This window comes from Sinanaerobacter chloroacetimidivorans (assembly GCF_018128545.1).
GTDB lineage: Bacteria > Bacillota > Clostridia > Peptostreptococcales > Anaerovoracaceae > Sinanaerobacter > Sinanaerobacter chloroacetimidivorans.
The window spans coordinates 40,204-55,529 of record NZ_JAGSND010000013.1 but is presented as its reverse complement, the minus strand read 5'-3'; the positions used below and the strand labels follow the sequence as shown (position 1 = coordinate 55,529).

The window sequence follows — 15,326 nt, the reverse complement described above, 5'->3', positions numbered from 1 at the left end:
ATTTATGGCATTGTCAATAGCTGCAAACAAAAAAAGAAGGAGCCTCCAACTGATGTTATCAAGCATCAGTGTGAGACACCTCATGTAATCTGGAATTTATTATTGTTTATACGTATTTTCGCCTATATTTCAGCTATACGTATTTTCGCCTATATTTCAGCTATACGTATTTTCGCATATATTTCAACGCATTCTTTTCCAGCCTGCTTACCTGAGCCTGGCTGATTCCGATTTCGTCGGCAACCTCCATTTGGGTTTTGCCTTCGAAAAATCGCATGGTTAAGATATGCTTTTCCCTGTTGGTAAGCTTCTTCAACGCCTCTTTCAGAGAGATATTCTCCATCCATTTTTCGTCCGTGTTTTTCGTATCCTTTACCTGATCCATGACATAAATGGCATCGCCGTCGTCATGAAATACAGGCTCGAACAAGGATATGGGATCCTGAATGGAGTCAAGAGCCAGCACGATCTCTTCTCTTGGCAGATCCAGATCCTTTGCAATTTCCGTAATGGTAGGTTCCCGCTGCAGCTCTCGTGAAAGCTTCTCCTTGGACTGCAAAGCCTTATAGGCAGTGTCCCGCAGGGAACGGCTCACTCTGATGGAGTTATTATCACGCAAATATCTCCTGATTTCACCGATAATCATTGGCACCGCATAGGTTGAAAACCTTACATTATGTGAGGTATCAAAGTTATCCAGCGCCTTGATGAGTCCGATACAGCCTACCTGAAACAGATCATCCGGATTTTCACCTCTATTGCTAAAACGTTGTATTACACTCAATACTAATCGCAGATTTCCTCTTATAAATTCGTCCCTTACCTCATTATCTCCCCCTTTTATTTGTTCAATCATTCTTTTCATCTCTACATCTTTGTAAACAGGCAGTTTTGATGTATTCACACCGCAGATTTCAACTTTACTGACCATAAATAAGGACCTCCGCTTTCCGTTTTGCCCCCCTAAGCAGCACTTTAGCGTATACCTTATTTTTAACAGATGAGTTTGTTTTTATTCTGCGAAAAATAGATTTCTAACCCAGCTTTTTAATTTCTTTTCGTAATCGTCCGATAATCTTTTTTTCCAGTCTTGATATGTATGATTGAGATATTCCCATCTTATCCGCTACTTCCTTCTGCGTCATTTCCCTGCCGCTGATAAGTCCAAAACGCATCTCCATAATCTGCTTTTCCCTGGAAGTCAGTTTTTTCAAGGCATAGACCAGAAGATTCCGGTTCACTTCCTCCTCGATATGATTATATACGATGTCATTGTCTGTTCCCAAGATATCGGAAAGCAGCAGTTCATTGCCATCCCAGTCGATATTCAGCGGTTCATCAAAGGAAACTTCACTTTTCGTTCTGCTGCTGCGCCGTAAGTACATTAAAATTTCATTTTCTATGCAACGGGATGCATAGGTGGCCAGTTTGATATTTTTCTCCGGGTTGAAGGTATTGACGGCTTTTATCAAGCCGATAGCTCCGATAGAAATCAGATCTTCCACATTCACTCCGGCATTTTCGAATTTCTTGGCAATATAAACCACCAGACGCAAATTCCTTTCTATCAGAACGGTTTTCGCATCTTCGTTATTTAAAGCCAACTGATCCAGAAGATTTTTTTCCTCTTCCGATGATAACGGCGGCGGCAGGACATCGCTGCCCCCTATGTAAAAGATTTCTTTCAGCTTATGTCCCCTTAAAATCAGGACCAGCCTATCTCTGATTTTCATTTTCAGCAGACTTAATTCTCTGCCGTTTCTGATGGTCATTTCCAGTATTGTTTTATACATTACAAGCTATGCCTCCCTCCATAACACTTGGATGTAATAATATTGAATAGCCCTCTTCCGTATTTTCATTTGAGAAGATGCCCTTATATAATGCTAGAATTGTGCCCTCGGGCATATTCACCGGATTGACATAACCCTTTGCATGATCCATTTCAATCACTATTTTATCCGGCCTGATGCCAATGAGAAATCCCTTTTCCGCTCCAATGGATTTATAGGGAATCAATCGAACTCTGCCTGCAAAACTGCCTTGCATCAATCGTTCATAAATTGCCAGTTCTTTTTCATCCCTGGCCGTTTCTTTCATCATTTCCTCAGGCAATATTTTACTTGCGGCATCGGCGGAAATAATCAGTACCGGCTTTCCGGTAAAAGGATCCGTCAGAGAATTTCCCGTATCCACCATACCTTTTACAGTAACATGTTTCTCTTCAAACTCAATTCTCACATTGGCTGTCGTCTTTTCTCTGATAAGCTTCCCTTTCATAAAGGAAGCAAAAAAGTAGAATAGTAAGCAGGTTAAGACACAACCCAGTGCAATATTGAGATACGTAAAGCCTTCTATGTAAATTGCGCTGTTATGAGTAATTCCCGAAAGTCCCATAAAGTAGACTGCACCGATAGTAATTCCTCCCATTGCAAAGCTTACAAGATAGAAAATCAGCAATGTACGAAGGAATTGGCGCATACCTTTCACGGGGTATACCAGTTTCACCAGAACTGCAGAAAATGCGATTTTAAACAAGATTGCAATCCACGGATTCAGTGTATCCCAAAACAGAATGAAAGCATAAATCCCGCATAAGGCACTGCCCAGAACCATCAGGCTTTTTTTGAGATGAAAACCGGTTATTTTAGCTGTGAGCAGCAGGATAATTCCACCTGTAATAAAATTTTCCGTAAATAGATATTCGGCATAAATTACCACATGAAAAAACCCCCTCTCCGGCATAATCTATTTCAAGATTATAGTCCAGATCGGGGGAATATTTTGTCAAAAGTGAATGTCGATTTCTAATTTATTTTACTGCCTTTTTTGCTGTTTCCGCAAGCTTTGCAAATCCTGCTGGATCATAAACAGCCATTTCGGAAAGCATCTTTCTGTTGATTTCAATTCCTGAAACCTTGAGGCCGTTCATCATCTTGCTGTAGGAAAGACCATTCATTCTGGCTCCGGCATTGATTCTTGCAATCCAAAGTCTTCTGTATTCTCTCTTTTTGTTCTTTCTTCCAACATAAGCGGAACGTAGAGCTCTCATTACGGCTGGGTTAGCAGCTCTGAATACCTTGCTCTTCTGGCCGTAAAAGCCCTTTGCCAACTTTAATATTTTCTTATGCCTTTTTCTAGCATTTAATCCCTTTTTAACTCTTGCCATTTTATTTTCCTCCTATATCCTTACACATTCAATACTGATTTTATTCTTTTTAGGTCTGCACTTGTAAGAAGAGTTGCCTTTCTTAAGCCTCTTTTTCTCTTCGCGCTTTTCTTTGTAAGAATATGGCTCTTATATGCCTTGTTTCTCTTTACTTTACCGCTTCCTGTTAATTTAAACCTTTTGCTTGCTCCTCTATGAGACTTCATCTTTGATTTTGCCATCTTAAAAATTTCCTCCTACATCATCGAGCATTTTGTCAACTCGTTTATTTATCAGTTTTAGGTGCTAAAATCATAATCAAACTTCTACCTTCAAATTCAGGCTTTTTTTCCACCACTCCGCTTTCAGAAATTGTCTCAGCAAACTTTGCCATGACTGCCTGCCCTTTGCTGGCATAATCTTTTTCTCTTCCTTTAAAACGAAGGCTTACTTTGACCTTGTCTCCCTCTTTCAGGAATTTTGCAGCGTTGTTTGCCTTTACCACAAGATCGTGTTCCTCAATAAAGGTGCTCAGACGGATTTCCTTCACTTGGGTAATTTTTTGCTTTTTCTTGGCTTCCTTTTCCTTCTTCTGAAGCTCGTATCTGTATTTTCCGTAATCAAGAATTTTACAAACAGGCGGCTTTGCCGTTGGAGCAATATTAACCAAATCCAGCTTTTTTTCAATCGCCAGATTCATAGCTTCATCCAGACTCATAATGCCCAGTTGTGTACCATCACTATCGATTACTCTTAATTCTTTATCACGAATTTCTTCGTTGATTTGATTTTCCTTACTAATTGTTTTGCACCTCCTAAAATAAAAAAAATACCTTTTCGTAAACGGTTCACGCGAATGCGCTCCCTGTTACAATGTAATTTTTTTTGTGATTCCGTCAATACCGCTCCTGGCAATACAAATGCGGTATTTCCTACATAATAAAAAAAGCGGATAATCGTATCCGCTCCAAACATAACAAACCCATCAGGCCTTCGTCATATTAACCCAAACAGCAATCGCCGAGAAGGTGAGAAGCGGACTACTTCTTCTTTATTACTGAAGTATGATATCATTTTGGAAGATTTCTGTCAAGTTTTAAAATGAAATTTTTTATATTTATCCAATTGATGAATCATTTGCTATTTGAGCTTTGAAATCTTAAAGAAATTTAATTTAACTTTTAGATTATTTTACTTTTTATTATTTGATAAAAATTATAATATATTATATCATAAAAGTGATACTAGAATGAATCACAACTAGTCAATACAGGACAAGGAGTTAAATTTCAATGTCGAGCAATAAAAAAGCACTATCAGCAGTGTCTTTAGATGAGCTTGTACCCATTTTGGACAGCATCAGCGACGCCATTTTTATCGATGATGCACAGGGCTTTACCATCTGGGTGAACAGGGCCAGTGAAGAGCTGTATAAAATAAAGAGAGAAGATATCATCGGGAAGCATGTATCGTTTCTTGAAAGCGAAGGTATTTTTACCCCTTCTGTTGCACGTATTGTAATGGAAGAAAAAAAAGAAGTCAACATCATACATGAAAACAGAGACGGCAAAAGGCTTTTGACAACAGGAATACCCATTATGGATGCCAATCACAACATGAGCAAAATTATTACCACAACTCATGATATCACGGAGCTCATCAATCTTCAAAATGAACTTGAAAGTATCCAGAATACCTTACATGGTTTAAAGGATAATGAACAATATATCTTCGGCGATATTGTAGCCAACAGTCCCTCCATGTACAATGTGATCCAGCTTACAAGAAGACTGTCGGATATCGATTCGACCGTTTTGATCACCGGAGAATCTGGCGTAGGAAAAGGTGTTATTGCCAAGCTGCTTCATGAAAACGGCAATCGAAAGGATCACCCCTTTGTCAAGGTAAACTGCGGAGCAATACCAGAAAACCTGATAGAATCAGAGCTTTTCGGTTATGAGAGCGGCGCCTTCACCGGCTCCAGAAGAGCAGGAAAAAAGGGATTATTTGAAGTTGCGGATAAAGGTACCATCTTCCTCGATGAAATTTCCGAACTGCCTCTGAACCTCCAGGTAAAGCTCCTGCAGGTTATTCAGGAAAGGGAAATCAAAAAAGTAGGCGGCATTGACAGTATTCCCATTGATGTCAGGATCATCGCCGCTACCAATAAGGATCTTCATTCGCTGGTACAGGAAGGGAAATTCAGGGAAGATCTGTATTATCGGTTAAACGTTGTGCCTATCAGCATTCCGCCTCTCAGAGAGCGGCCTGAGGATATCATTCCCATGATTCGAAAGTTCCTTAACAAAACCAATAAAAAAATGAAAGAACATAAGGAAATCGACTCCAAATCTATTGCCATTCTCATGAAATATCCGTGGCCGGGCAATGTCAGAGAGTTGGAGAATATCATAGAAAGATTAATCATAACGACTAAGGGCAATACCATTCACCCTGAAAATCTGCCAAGCTTTATCCATCAACCGGAGAATACTGAAGAAGAAATGCTGAAGATCCCTGCCATCACTAGTTTAAAGCAGGCTTTAGACCACGCAGAGCAGGAGATTCTTGCAAAAGCATTGGAAAAGCACAAATCCACCAGGGCAATGGCTAAAGCTTTGGGTGTCAGCCAGCCGACTATCGTTCGCAAGCTGCAAAAATACAAAATCGGCGATACAAAATAGTATCGCCGATACTATTTTGTATCGCCTAAAAAACCCATAAATTTTCCCATTTTCACACTGGAATACACTTACAATCGAAATTACCGATACAATAATGAATCGTTTTTCTCAAATGTAGTCCTTTTCTGGCATTCCTATCACTCTTTCATTTTATGATAAAAAAATAACTTGTCCACCTATAAGATTGATTTTTCAATGGATTTTAAGATTTCTATTTTTTCTATTTATTTTTTTTATAAACATTCATAGTTATGGCATAACCATTGCATAATATAATTAACGTTAGCGAAATCGATTTTATTTCTTAAGGAGGAATGTAAAAAATGTCAATTAATTATGCAGAATATGTAGCAGGTTTAGTTGCAAAAGGCCATGCTGCTCAGAAAATTGCCGAAGGTTTTACTCAGGCAAAAGTTGATCAGCTCACAGCTGCAGTAGCATACGCGCTTACCAGACCAGAAGTTGCTCTTAAATTTGGTGAAGACCTGGTTGCAGAATCCGGAATGGGAATTCCTGCTGATAAACAAGCAAAAATGTTTGGTAAGGTTAAAGGTACTTACTTCCAGATGAAAGGACAGAAATCCGTTGGTCTTGTAGAAGTTGATGAAAAAATGGGCATGGAAAAATATGCGAAGCCAATGGGCGTTATCGGCGCTATTATTCCTGTAACAAACGGTGAAGCAACTCCTGTTGTAAAGTCACTTATGGCTCTTAAGACAAGAAACGCTATCATCCTTGCTCCACATCCAAAAGCAAGAAGAACAAACTGGGCTGTTACCGAATTAATCAGAAGCGTTCTTAAAAAGTTTGACGCTCCGGAAGATCTTGTTCAGGCAATCGATCCTGATTACGTAAGCATTGAAACTTCTGCAGAATTAATGAAGCAGGTAGATTTCATTCTTGCAACCGGCGGAACTCCAATGGTAAGACAGGCTTACTCATCCGGAAATCCAGCTATCGGTGTAGGAACTGGTAACGTTGTAACCATCGTTGACGGAACAACTAAGATGGAAGATGTTGCTTCTCTTATCGTTAAGTCCAAGACTTTTGATAATGCAACTTCCTGCTCAACTGAAAATAATATCATCGTATTCGAAAGCTGCTATGACGAATTCGTAGAAGCTATGGCGAAACAGGGTGCTGTTATGTTTAAGGATGGTTCCGAAGAAAAAGCGAAGCTGCTTAAGACTTTATGGCCTGAAAGCCCAGCTAACCATGATCTGAACAGACACATCGTTGCTCAGCCTGCTGCTCAAATTGCCGAAGCTGCTGGAATCACCGTTCCAGAAGGAACCAAAATGCTGATGGCAGAAGAAAACGGCGGATACGGAAACGAATTCCCATTCACAGGCGAAAAGCTTTCCCCAGTTTCCGGCGTTAGAAAAGCAAAGGACTTCGACGATGCAGTTGATAAAATGATGAAAATCTTAGATTATCAAGGTAAAGGTCACAGCTGCGGTATCCACACCACTGTTGACGAAAGAGTTACAAAGCTTGGCGAATTGGTTCCAGTTTGCAAAGTTTGCGTAAATGCTCCACAGTCACTGACAAACAGCGGTTCATGGACTTCCGGTTTCCCAATGTCCATGACATTAGGCTGCGGAACTTGGGGCCACAACAGCATTTCCCACAACGCTACCTGGAAGGACCTTTTAAACTTCACCTATGTTTCAAGACCAATTCCTTCCTACCAGCCAACTGACGAAGTACTGTTTGACGAAGAAATCAGAAACGCATTCTAAAAGTTATATCAGGTGCAGGTGTATGATGAACCAGCATTTTACACCTGCTCTATATGATAAAAATTTTTAAAAGGAGAAAAGAAAATGTCAAAGATCAAAGAACAGGGAATGAAATATAATCTGTACTCCTGGAGTGCACAAAAGAAGATCAACCCTATGGTAGTTTCCAAAGCAGAAGGAGTCTATTTCTGGGATGAAGACGGCAAGAAATATTATGACATGTCCTCACAGCTAGTTAACTCAAATTTAGGACATGGACACAAAAAGTTAATCCAGGCAATCAAAGATCAGGCAGAAAAAATGGCATTCATGGGTCCTGGCTATTCCGTAGACGTACGTTCCGAAGCTGCACAGAAAATCGTTGAATTATCCGGTCTTGAAGGTGCAAAAGTATTCTTCACCAATGCTGGTGCAGAAGCAAACGAAAACGCTATTAAAATGGCTAAGGCTTATACCGGTAAATGGAAGATCTTTTCCGCATACAGAAGCTATCATGGAGCTACATTCGGAGCAAGTATGCTGACTGGTGAACCAAGAAGATTTATCGCAGAACCAGGCGTTCCTGGATTCATTAAGTATGACGGACCTTATGCTTACAGAGCACCGAAAGCATGCAACTTCAAATCAGAAGAAGACGTAACAGCTTTCTATCTTGAATTGCTGGAAAACCAGTTCTTATATGAAGGTCCAGATCAGATCGCAGGTATTTTCTTTGAAACAGTAGTAGGATCCAACGGAATCCTGATTCCGCCTAAAGGATACTATGAAGGAGTTAGAGCTCTTTGCGACAAATACAATATCGTAATGATCTGTGACGAAGTTATGGCTGGTTTCTACAGAACCGGTACTGCATTTGCATTCCATCAGTTCAATGTAAAACCTGACCTTGTAACATTTGCGAAGGGCGCAACTTGCGGTTACGTTCCTCTCGGCGGCGTTATCGTTTCCGAAAAGATCGCTAAGATCTTCGACGAAAAGAAAATGTACAGCGGACTTACCTACAGTGCTCATCCAATGGGTTGCGCAACTACAATTGCAACTCTTGACGCTTACAAAGAAGAAAATATCGCTGATAACGTTGCACAGCAGGGTAAAGTTCTTGCAGAAATTCTTGATGATTTCGAAAAGAAACACGCATGTGTTGGTCAAGTTAGACACATTGGATTATTCAGCTGCGTAGAATTAGTAAAGAGTAAGGAAACTCGTGAACCTATCGTACCTTTCAATAATGACGCTGAAGGTTTAATGCCTAAAATCGTTGGTATGCTGAAGGTTGAAGGATTCTCAACTTACTCCCACGAAAACATGATCTTAGTAGCTCCTCCTCTCAATATCACTGAGACTGAATTAAGAGACGCTATGAAGATTATGGATAAGGTATTGGATTCCGTAGACAACATGATTAAATAAATTTCCTGTTTTAAAAAGATGGCAAAGCCATTAGACATAACCCAATTTAATGAAAAGAAGGACAGATGTGAATCTGTCCTTCTTTTCATTTTGTTTATTTGAATTTTTTAAATTTGGGATTTTTATATTTTTATATTTGTATATTTATATTTGTATCTATTTGTTTCATTTTATATTTAGTTTTATATTTTAAATTTAAAAATAACGGAATACACCCTTCACCAGACCGAGAATTTTTACATCACTTACAATAATCGGGCTCATATTCTGATTCTCCGGCTGCAGACGAATATGTCCCTTTTCTCTGTAAAAAGTTTTTACTGTTGCCTCACTTTCGAAGCCATCTACCATGGCAACCACGATATCGCCGTTATTGGCAGTATTCTGCTGCTGGACAAGGATATAATCTCCATCCAGTATACCGGCCTCTACCATGCTCTCTCCCCTTACCGTCAGCATAAAGTTATTTCCTTTTGACAAAAACCTGGCCGGTACGGGGAATGTATCCTCTATATTCTGGTCCGCCAGAATAGGAGTGCCTGCGGCAATTCTTCCCACGACAGGAATATCAACCACATCCGTTCTTTCTGTATTTCCTATGGCACTGATCCCGCTGTCAAGAACAGCTTCTTCTTTCTCACCCGCTCCATCGGGATCAATAATCATCAAAGCTCTCGGCTTCGAGGGATCTTTCCGGATATACCCTTTTTTCTCCAGATTTTCCAAATCCTTGTGGGTCGTAGAAGTAGATTTTATCCCTAAAGCGGTACACATCTCCCTCACCGTGGGGGGATAGCCCTTCTTCTTTATCTCATTCTTCATATATATCAGTATTTTTCGCTCACGATCTTTTAACGGCTCCATGTAAAGTACCTCCTTCAGAATAAATCATAAGGGAAGGGTCATGAAAGTATGTTCGTCTGCCCTCCCATTAATACGAACATATTATCACACTTTTCGAAAAAAGTAAACAGATGTTCCGTATTTTAGTTGCTTTCCGGGTTCGATTCTATAGTATAATAGAATTCAGAAAAAAATATGTTCTGTCAGGAGGAATATCATGAGTCATTTTGTAAATTTTCAGGATCAGGTATGTCTTGTTACGGGAGCCGGCAGTGAAAGCGGCATCGGCTTTTGTACCGCCAAACTGCTTGGGTCGCTGGGAGCAAAAGTTGCCCTCATATCAACAACAGATCGAATTCAAAAAAGAGTACAGGAACTAAACAGCCTTGCCATCACCGCCCGGGGGTATCAGGTAGATTTAATTGACAGAAAGCAAACGGAAGATGTCATAAAAGCTATCCTTTCGGATTTCGGCAGGATCGACGTGCTGGTAAATAATGCCGGTATGACACAGGTAGGCGAAAGTGAAGATTTTTCGGAATTCGCAGAAATGTCTTATGAGGAATGGGACCGATCGATTCAGCGTAATTTAACGCTCTGTTTTAACGTAACCAGGCAGGTGCTGCCGTTTATGAAAGCGGCTCGCTATGGAAGAATTGTAAATGTTTCTTCGGTTACCGGCCCGGTTGTCAGCAATCCTGGCGAAGCCTCCTACAGCGCCGCAAAGGCTGCCATTATCGGGATGAGCAGAGCCATTGCCATTGAAGCTGCAAAGGAAAATATTATGATCAATAACGTTCTTCCCGGTTGGATCGCCACTGCCTCCCAGACGGAGGGAGAAGCCGCCGGAGGGTTGAATACGCCGGTAGGAAGAGGCGGCTCCCCGGAAGAAGTGGCAAATATGATCGTATTTCTCTCTTCCAAAGAAGCATCCTACATAACCGGCCAGACCTTTATTGTGGACGGCGGCAATACCATCCAGGAATACAAGGGACCGAAAGAGTTGTATTATTAAGGAGGTACCGGGAGTTACAGATAAAAAAGTGGCTGTCTAAAGATCCGTATTGATACATTTGGGATGGCCGTGATGCGCAGGGTATTTTGAGGAATTTCTATCTTTTCAAATTTCATGACCAAGGCTTTCAGCGAGCATGAAATGCGAAGAAAAGCACTGTTTTCGTTTTAGTTTGCTTTTCTGTCTGAAAGCCGGGAGGGAAATTTACACAAAGATAAATTCCGAAAACCAACCCTGCAAATTATGGCTATCACAATGTATCTCGGATCTTTTTATGACAGCCCTCTTCTGCTTTCTGTATTACCTGATATTTAGACTCCCGGTGATTATCTTTCGAAGACAACCTTTCCGTCCATGATGGTCAGGAGGACCTTGCTGTCCTTAATCTCCGACGGATCCACGGAAAAGAGATCCCGGTCGATGACCACGATGTCGGCAAATTTACCCGGTTCCAGGGATCCCAGTTCCTGCTCTCTCAATGCACCATAGGCAGAACCATAGGTATAGCTCCTAAGCACTTCATACATGGTAAGCTTTTCAAAGGGATTCCATCCCCCTTCCGGTTTGCCGTCATTATGAAGTCTGGTGACTCCTCTGTAGATTTCCAGGAGCGGATTGTTGTCCACCACCGGGCAATCGCTTCCAATAGCCAGTATGCCTGCACTGTCATACAGGCTCTTCAGCGGCCACGTCCTGGAAGCCCTATCTTCCCCTAAGGTGACAGGATAGGGATTCTCATCAAAGGCTTGGGTCAGGGCAATGTGCTCCGGTTGAACAGATGGTATGATTCCCAGGGCACCAAACCTCGGAATATCTTCCTCTGCTATCAATTCCACATGCTCGATGGCATGGCGGCATTGATTCTTACCATGGAGGTTTATGGCATTTTCATAGTAATCCAATGCCATCCTTGCAGACTTATCTCCGCAGGAATGAAGCTTCACCGAAAATCCCCTCTTATGTGCTTCCGGAACAGCATCCCTGATAGCTTGCGTATCATTCAGGGAGATTCCGTAGCTGCCCGGCAGATCTGCATATTCATCCAGTACCAGGGCGGTATGAGTGGTACTGACGCCGTCCAGAAATTGTTTTAAGTGATTCACCTTCAGTTTTTCCGAAGAATAGCGTTCCCGCCATTCATTGACCTGATCCAGGTCTCCCAGAAGATCCGGTGCGGCATGAATCCTGACCGTGAGTTCTCCCTTCCGGTCCATATCATGGTATACCGCAAGATTTCCCATGTTTCCGTGGAAATAGGGCTGAACATCGTTTACCGAGGTAATTCCATAGGCACCTGCACTTTTTTGAAAAGCCTGGATCAGAACTTTTTCTTCTTCCTCATTGAATGACAGCGCATATTTGCTGACAAGTCCCACCGCAGATTCATACAGGAATCCCGTTGCCTCCCCGTCTTCATCTCTTGCGATTTCTCCGCCGAAAGGATCCGGTGTGTCTTTTGTAATTCCGGCAATTTCAAGCGCCTTACTGTTGACCCAGGCACCGTGAGCTTCTGCATTCAGCAGAAAGACCGGCCGATGGGGAAAATAACGATCCAGAGATTTTCTTGTGGGGAGCTCTTTGATATCCCAGAATACATGATACCAGCTGAATCCAATGACCCAGCCTTCTTTGTCCTGGTTTTCATCTGCAGCCTCCTTTACCATCAGTACTGCTTCCTCTTCCGATCTGGCATTTGCCAGATTCACATAGGTCTGAAACATGCCCGCCATAAGCAGATGAGTATGGCTATCATGAAAGCCTGTCATGACAAGCTCCTCCCCAAACTCAAACACCCGGGTATCGGGACCTGCTATCTGATCCGGCTCGATTCCCTGACCAACTGCTAAAATTCGGTTCCCTTTTATTGCCACATAGCCATCGAAAGGCTTTTCCTTGATACTGTCAAATATTCTCTTACTCTTTATTAACATATCGGCATACATATTCGTTGTTTCCTTTCACCACTCATGAATTCCTTCCAATAAAGGAAGTATGGATTCATGATTATTCATGGATGTGCAATTTCAGTAATTCCTGATAGGAATCTACCCTGCGGTCTCTATGAAACTGAAGGATATCTCTGGCTCTTTTAATCTCATCCAGATCTAGCTCCGCTACAATCAGATCCGCTTCCTTCCGCTTTCCTTCGCAGAGTACGTTTCCCCAGGGATCGGAGACAAAGCTTCTTCCATAGAATTCCATAAAACCCGAACCGTCCGCCGCATCTTCCTTTCCTACTCTGTTACAGGCACAGACATAGAAGTTGTTATGGATTCCATGCCCTCGTATGGCATCCATCCAGGTCTGAGAGGTATCGAGTTCCGGATTATCCGGCTCTGATCCGATGGCAGAGGGGTAGAATATAAAGTCTGCGCCTTTCAGTGCAAGAATTCTGGTCGGTTCCGGAAACCACTCATCCCAGCAGATCAGCACCCCGAATTTGCCGTATTTTGATTTGAATACAAGATAGGGGCTGTCTCCAGGAGTAAAATAGTACTTTTCTATGTACTGCGGCCCTTCGGGGATATGGTGCTTCCTATAATTACCCAGTAAGGTTCCGTCTGCATCAAAAACTGCTGCTGAATTAAAGTAGACGCCATCCATGGCATATTCGTAATAGCAGCTGACCACTACGACGTCCAATTCTGCTGCCAAAGCCTGCATACGTTGATTGGCGGGTCCATCTACGGGTTCAGCCCAGTCATATTTGGTATAATCGATAATTTGGGCAAAATATTGTCCGGAGAACAGCTCCTGGGTACAGATGATTTTTGCACCCATAGCAGCCATTTTCCGTATTTGCTCCTCTGCCTTCTTGATATTCTCGTTACGGTCAGGGTCACAGGCAAATTGGGTCATTCCGATTGTCACTTTACCTTTGTTCATAATTTGTCCATTTCCTCCTTTTTCTTGTTTATGCCATAACGATGCCCACTGCAAGATATGCAATAATACCCAGGATAAACGGAAGACCGATAAGCGGTATGGCTGTTCTCGCATAATCCATATTTTTCAACCCGGTTGCGGCACAAGTAACGGTAACGGCATCACTGTAAAAACAAGCATGGCTTCCGAAAGCGGTTGCGGCGGAAACTGCTCCAATGGCCAGGAACGGATTCACATTGAGAGCAACGGCAAGGGGCAGGATGATTGGGAAGGAAATAGCAGCTACGCCCCAGAAGCTTCCGGTAGCAAAAGCCAGCCCTGCTATCACCAGGAACGTGATTGCAGGGAATAATGCCGGGCTCAGGATTGGAGCAACACTTTCGATAACGTACGGAGTCAGACCCAGGGCATCGTTGAAATCCTGCAGTACAAAGGCTGCAAGTACCAGCATGGTAACATAAAGCATATCCTTAAAGCCTCCCACGATATGATCGCAGAATTGGCCGAGTGTCATAAGTTTCTGCACAAACAGCATGATAAATGCCACTACTACGGAAATAATAACAGCGAATACGATATCAGCGGTGTAAATTGCGACAGCGATCAATACAATCATGGGAACGATAAAATTCCATGCGCTGGAAGCTTTCGTCTCGTCTTCAAGACCTTCCACTTCGTCACCTTCATAATGATAGTCCGGAAATACTCTGCCGGTCAGGGCAACTCTTTCCTCAGCTTTTTTCATAGGTCCGTAAAGCGGGATGACGCCTAAGCAGAATAAAGGCACTACGATGACTGCGATCCATGCATACAGCATAAATGGAATTGAGCTGACATAGGCAGTAAAGCCTGACATGCCTTCCAGTATCCCGACTTCTTCAATCTGGCTTGCGTAAAGAATTCCCCAGGATGAGAAGGGTACCAGAATACAGACTGCGGCTCCTGTCGAGTTGACGATGAAGGCCAGGTATTCTCTTGATATCTTCCATTTATCCGTTAAGGTCTGCATGGCAACACCTACCCCTAACGCATTCAGATAATCTTCTACAAAAATAATAATTCCTAAGATCCATGTGAAAATCATGGTTTTCTTTCGGGAGTTGGCGACCTTGGCGCCGATGTCTGAAAATCCCAGCGCCGATCCGGAGTACTGTAAGATTCGAATCATAGCTCCGAACATGCCAAACATGATAATGTAATAAGCGGAATCTCCGATTTCTTTCAGGGTGTAATCAAACCAGGTCCCCCACCAGGCTGACTTGGTAAGAATAATAGAACCGACAAAGGTTCCCAGTACAAGAGATTCCAGTGCTCTTTTCGAAATAACAGCTGAAATGATGACTACCAAAACAGGTATCAAACTGATTATGCCATAAGTTTCTATAGCTTCTACTGCTTCCATATTCGTTTCCTCCTATCATTTATTAATTAGTTTTATGATGATAAAATATAAATAACCCTCCTTTCCGAATCGATTCTTGATATTATCATTGATATTTTAATGAGCAATTTTTATGCCAGATAAGAAACGTTGATTTTTCAATATAGAAAAAAGAATAAGTGTAAGCATAAACTTACACTTATTATAAGAATTTTCT

General features: G+C 41.9%; 14 protein-coding genes and 1 other annotated feature. Of the genes, 4 read left to right on the top strand and 10 right to left on the bottom strand.

Features of this window, described 5'->3' with window-relative positions:
• Window positions 1–160: 160 nt before the first annotated feature.
• From sigG to infC, 6 genes are all read right to left on the bottom strand, one after another.
• Window positions 161–931, bottom strand: coding sequence for an RNA polymerase sporulation sigma factor SigG (gene sigG, locus KCX82_RS16505; protein WP_227019595.1), 771 nt, complete (start codon window positions 929–931; stop codon window positions 161–163).
• 103 nt (window positions 932–1,034) lie between these two features.
• Window positions 1,035–1,742 (bottom strand): RNA polymerase sporulation sigma factor SigE, encoded by a 708-nt coding sequence (gene sigE, locus KCX82_RS16500; protein ID WP_465250674.1) that lies wholly within the window; start codon window positions 1,740–1,742, stop codon window positions 1,035–1,037.
• Window positions 1,743–1,785: 43 nt separating this feature from the next.
• Entirely contained in the window at window positions 1,786–2,721 is a 936-nt protein-coding gene (locus tag KCX82_RS16495; RefSeq protein WP_227019594.1) for a sigma-E processing peptidase SpoIIGA, read from the bottom strand.
• A 91-nt stretch (window positions 2,722–2,812) separates the two neighbouring features.
• Window positions 2,813–3,169 (bottom strand): 50S ribosomal protein L20, encoded by a 357-nt coding sequence (gene rplT, locus KCX82_RS16490; RefSeq protein ID WP_227019593.1) that lies wholly within the window; start codon window positions 3,167–3,169, stop codon window positions 2,813–2,815.
• 20 nt (window positions 3,170–3,189) lie between these two features.
• On the bottom strand, window positions 3,190–3,390 hold the full coding sequence (rpmI, locus tag KCX82_RS16485; RefSeq protein ID WP_227019592.1) for a 50S ribosomal protein L35: 201 nt from the start codon (window positions 3,388–3,390) through the stop codon (window positions 3,190–3,192).
• 44 nt (window positions 3,391–3,434) lie between these two features.
• Window positions 3,435–3,932: a translation initiation factor IF-3 gene (gene infC / locus KCX82_RS16480; protein WP_465250673.1), complete on the bottom strand. Its 498-nt coding sequence runs from the start codon at window positions 3,930–3,932 to the stop codon at window positions 3,435–3,437.
• 150 nt (window positions 3,933–4,082) lie between these two features.
• Window positions 4,083–4,206 (bottom strand) — a sequence feature (ribosomal protein L20 leader region).
• Window positions 4,207–4,440: 234 nt separating this feature from the next.
• Here infC and KCX82_RS16475 point away from each other — a divergent pair.
• The 3 genes from KCX82_RS16475 to KCX82_RS16465 all read left to right on the top strand — a co-directional run bounded on the left by KCX82_RS16475 (window position 4,441) and on the right by KCX82_RS16465 (window position 8,984).
• The gene (locus KCX82_RS16475; RefSeq protein WP_227019591.1) at window positions 4,441–5,832 is read left to right on the top strand and encodes a sigma-54 interaction domain-containing protein; all 1,392 of its coding nucleotides are present in this window, start codon (window positions 4,441–4,443) and stop codon (window positions 5,830–5,832) included.
• Window positions 5,833–6,155: 323 nt separating this feature from the next.
• Entirely contained in the window at window positions 6,156–7,574 is a 1,419-nt protein-coding gene (locus KCX82_RS16470; RefSeq protein WP_227019590.1) for an aldehyde dehydrogenase family protein, read from the top strand.
• Between the two features lie 84 nt (window positions 7,575–7,658).
• Window positions 7,659–8,984: an aminotransferase class III-fold pyridoxal phosphate-dependent enzyme gene (locus tag KCX82_RS16465; protein WP_227019589.1), complete on the top strand. Its 1,326-nt coding sequence runs from the start codon at window positions 7,659–7,661 to the stop codon at window positions 8,982–8,984.
• A 195-nt stretch (window positions 8,985–9,179) separates the two neighbouring features.
• On the opposite strand, the gene lexA is transcribed toward KCX82_RS16465, so the two are convergent.
• The gene (gene lexA / locus KCX82_RS16460) at window positions 9,180–9,848 is read right to left on the bottom strand and encodes a transcriptional repressor LexA (RefSeq protein WP_227019588.1); all 669 of its coding nucleotides are present in this window, start codon (window positions 9,846–9,848) and stop codon (window positions 9,180–9,182) included.
• A 196-nt stretch (window positions 9,849–10,044) separates the two neighbouring features.
• Here lexA and KCX82_RS16455 point away from each other — a divergent pair, with 196 nt between their 5' ends.
• On the top strand, window positions 10,045–10,842 hold the full coding sequence (locus KCX82_RS16455) for an SDR family NAD(P)-dependent oxidoreductase (protein WP_227019587.1): 798 nt from the start codon (window positions 10,045–10,047) through the stop codon (window positions 10,840–10,842).
• Window positions 10,843–11,168: 326 nt separating this feature from the next.
• On the opposite strand, the gene KCX82_RS16450 is transcribed toward KCX82_RS16455, so the two are convergent.
• From KCX82_RS16450 to KCX82_RS16440, 3 genes are all read right to left on the bottom strand, one after another.
• Entirely contained in the window at window positions 11,169–12,773 is a 1,605-nt protein-coding gene (locus tag KCX82_RS16450; protein ID WP_227019586.1) for an amidohydrolase, read from the bottom strand.
• A 73-nt stretch (window positions 12,774–12,846) separates the two neighbouring features.
• Window positions 12,847–13,728, bottom strand: coding sequence for a carbon-nitrogen hydrolase (locus tag KCX82_RS16445; RefSeq protein WP_227019585.1), 882 nt, complete (start codon window positions 13,726–13,728; stop codon window positions 12,847–12,849).
• A gap of 28 nt (window positions 13,729–13,756) precedes the next feature.
• Entirely contained in the window at window positions 13,757–15,130 is a 1,374-nt protein-coding gene (locus KCX82_RS16440) for a Na+/H+ antiporter NhaC family protein (RefSeq protein WP_227019584.1), read from the bottom strand.
• Between the last annotated feature and the right edge of the window lie 196 nt (window positions 15,131–15,326).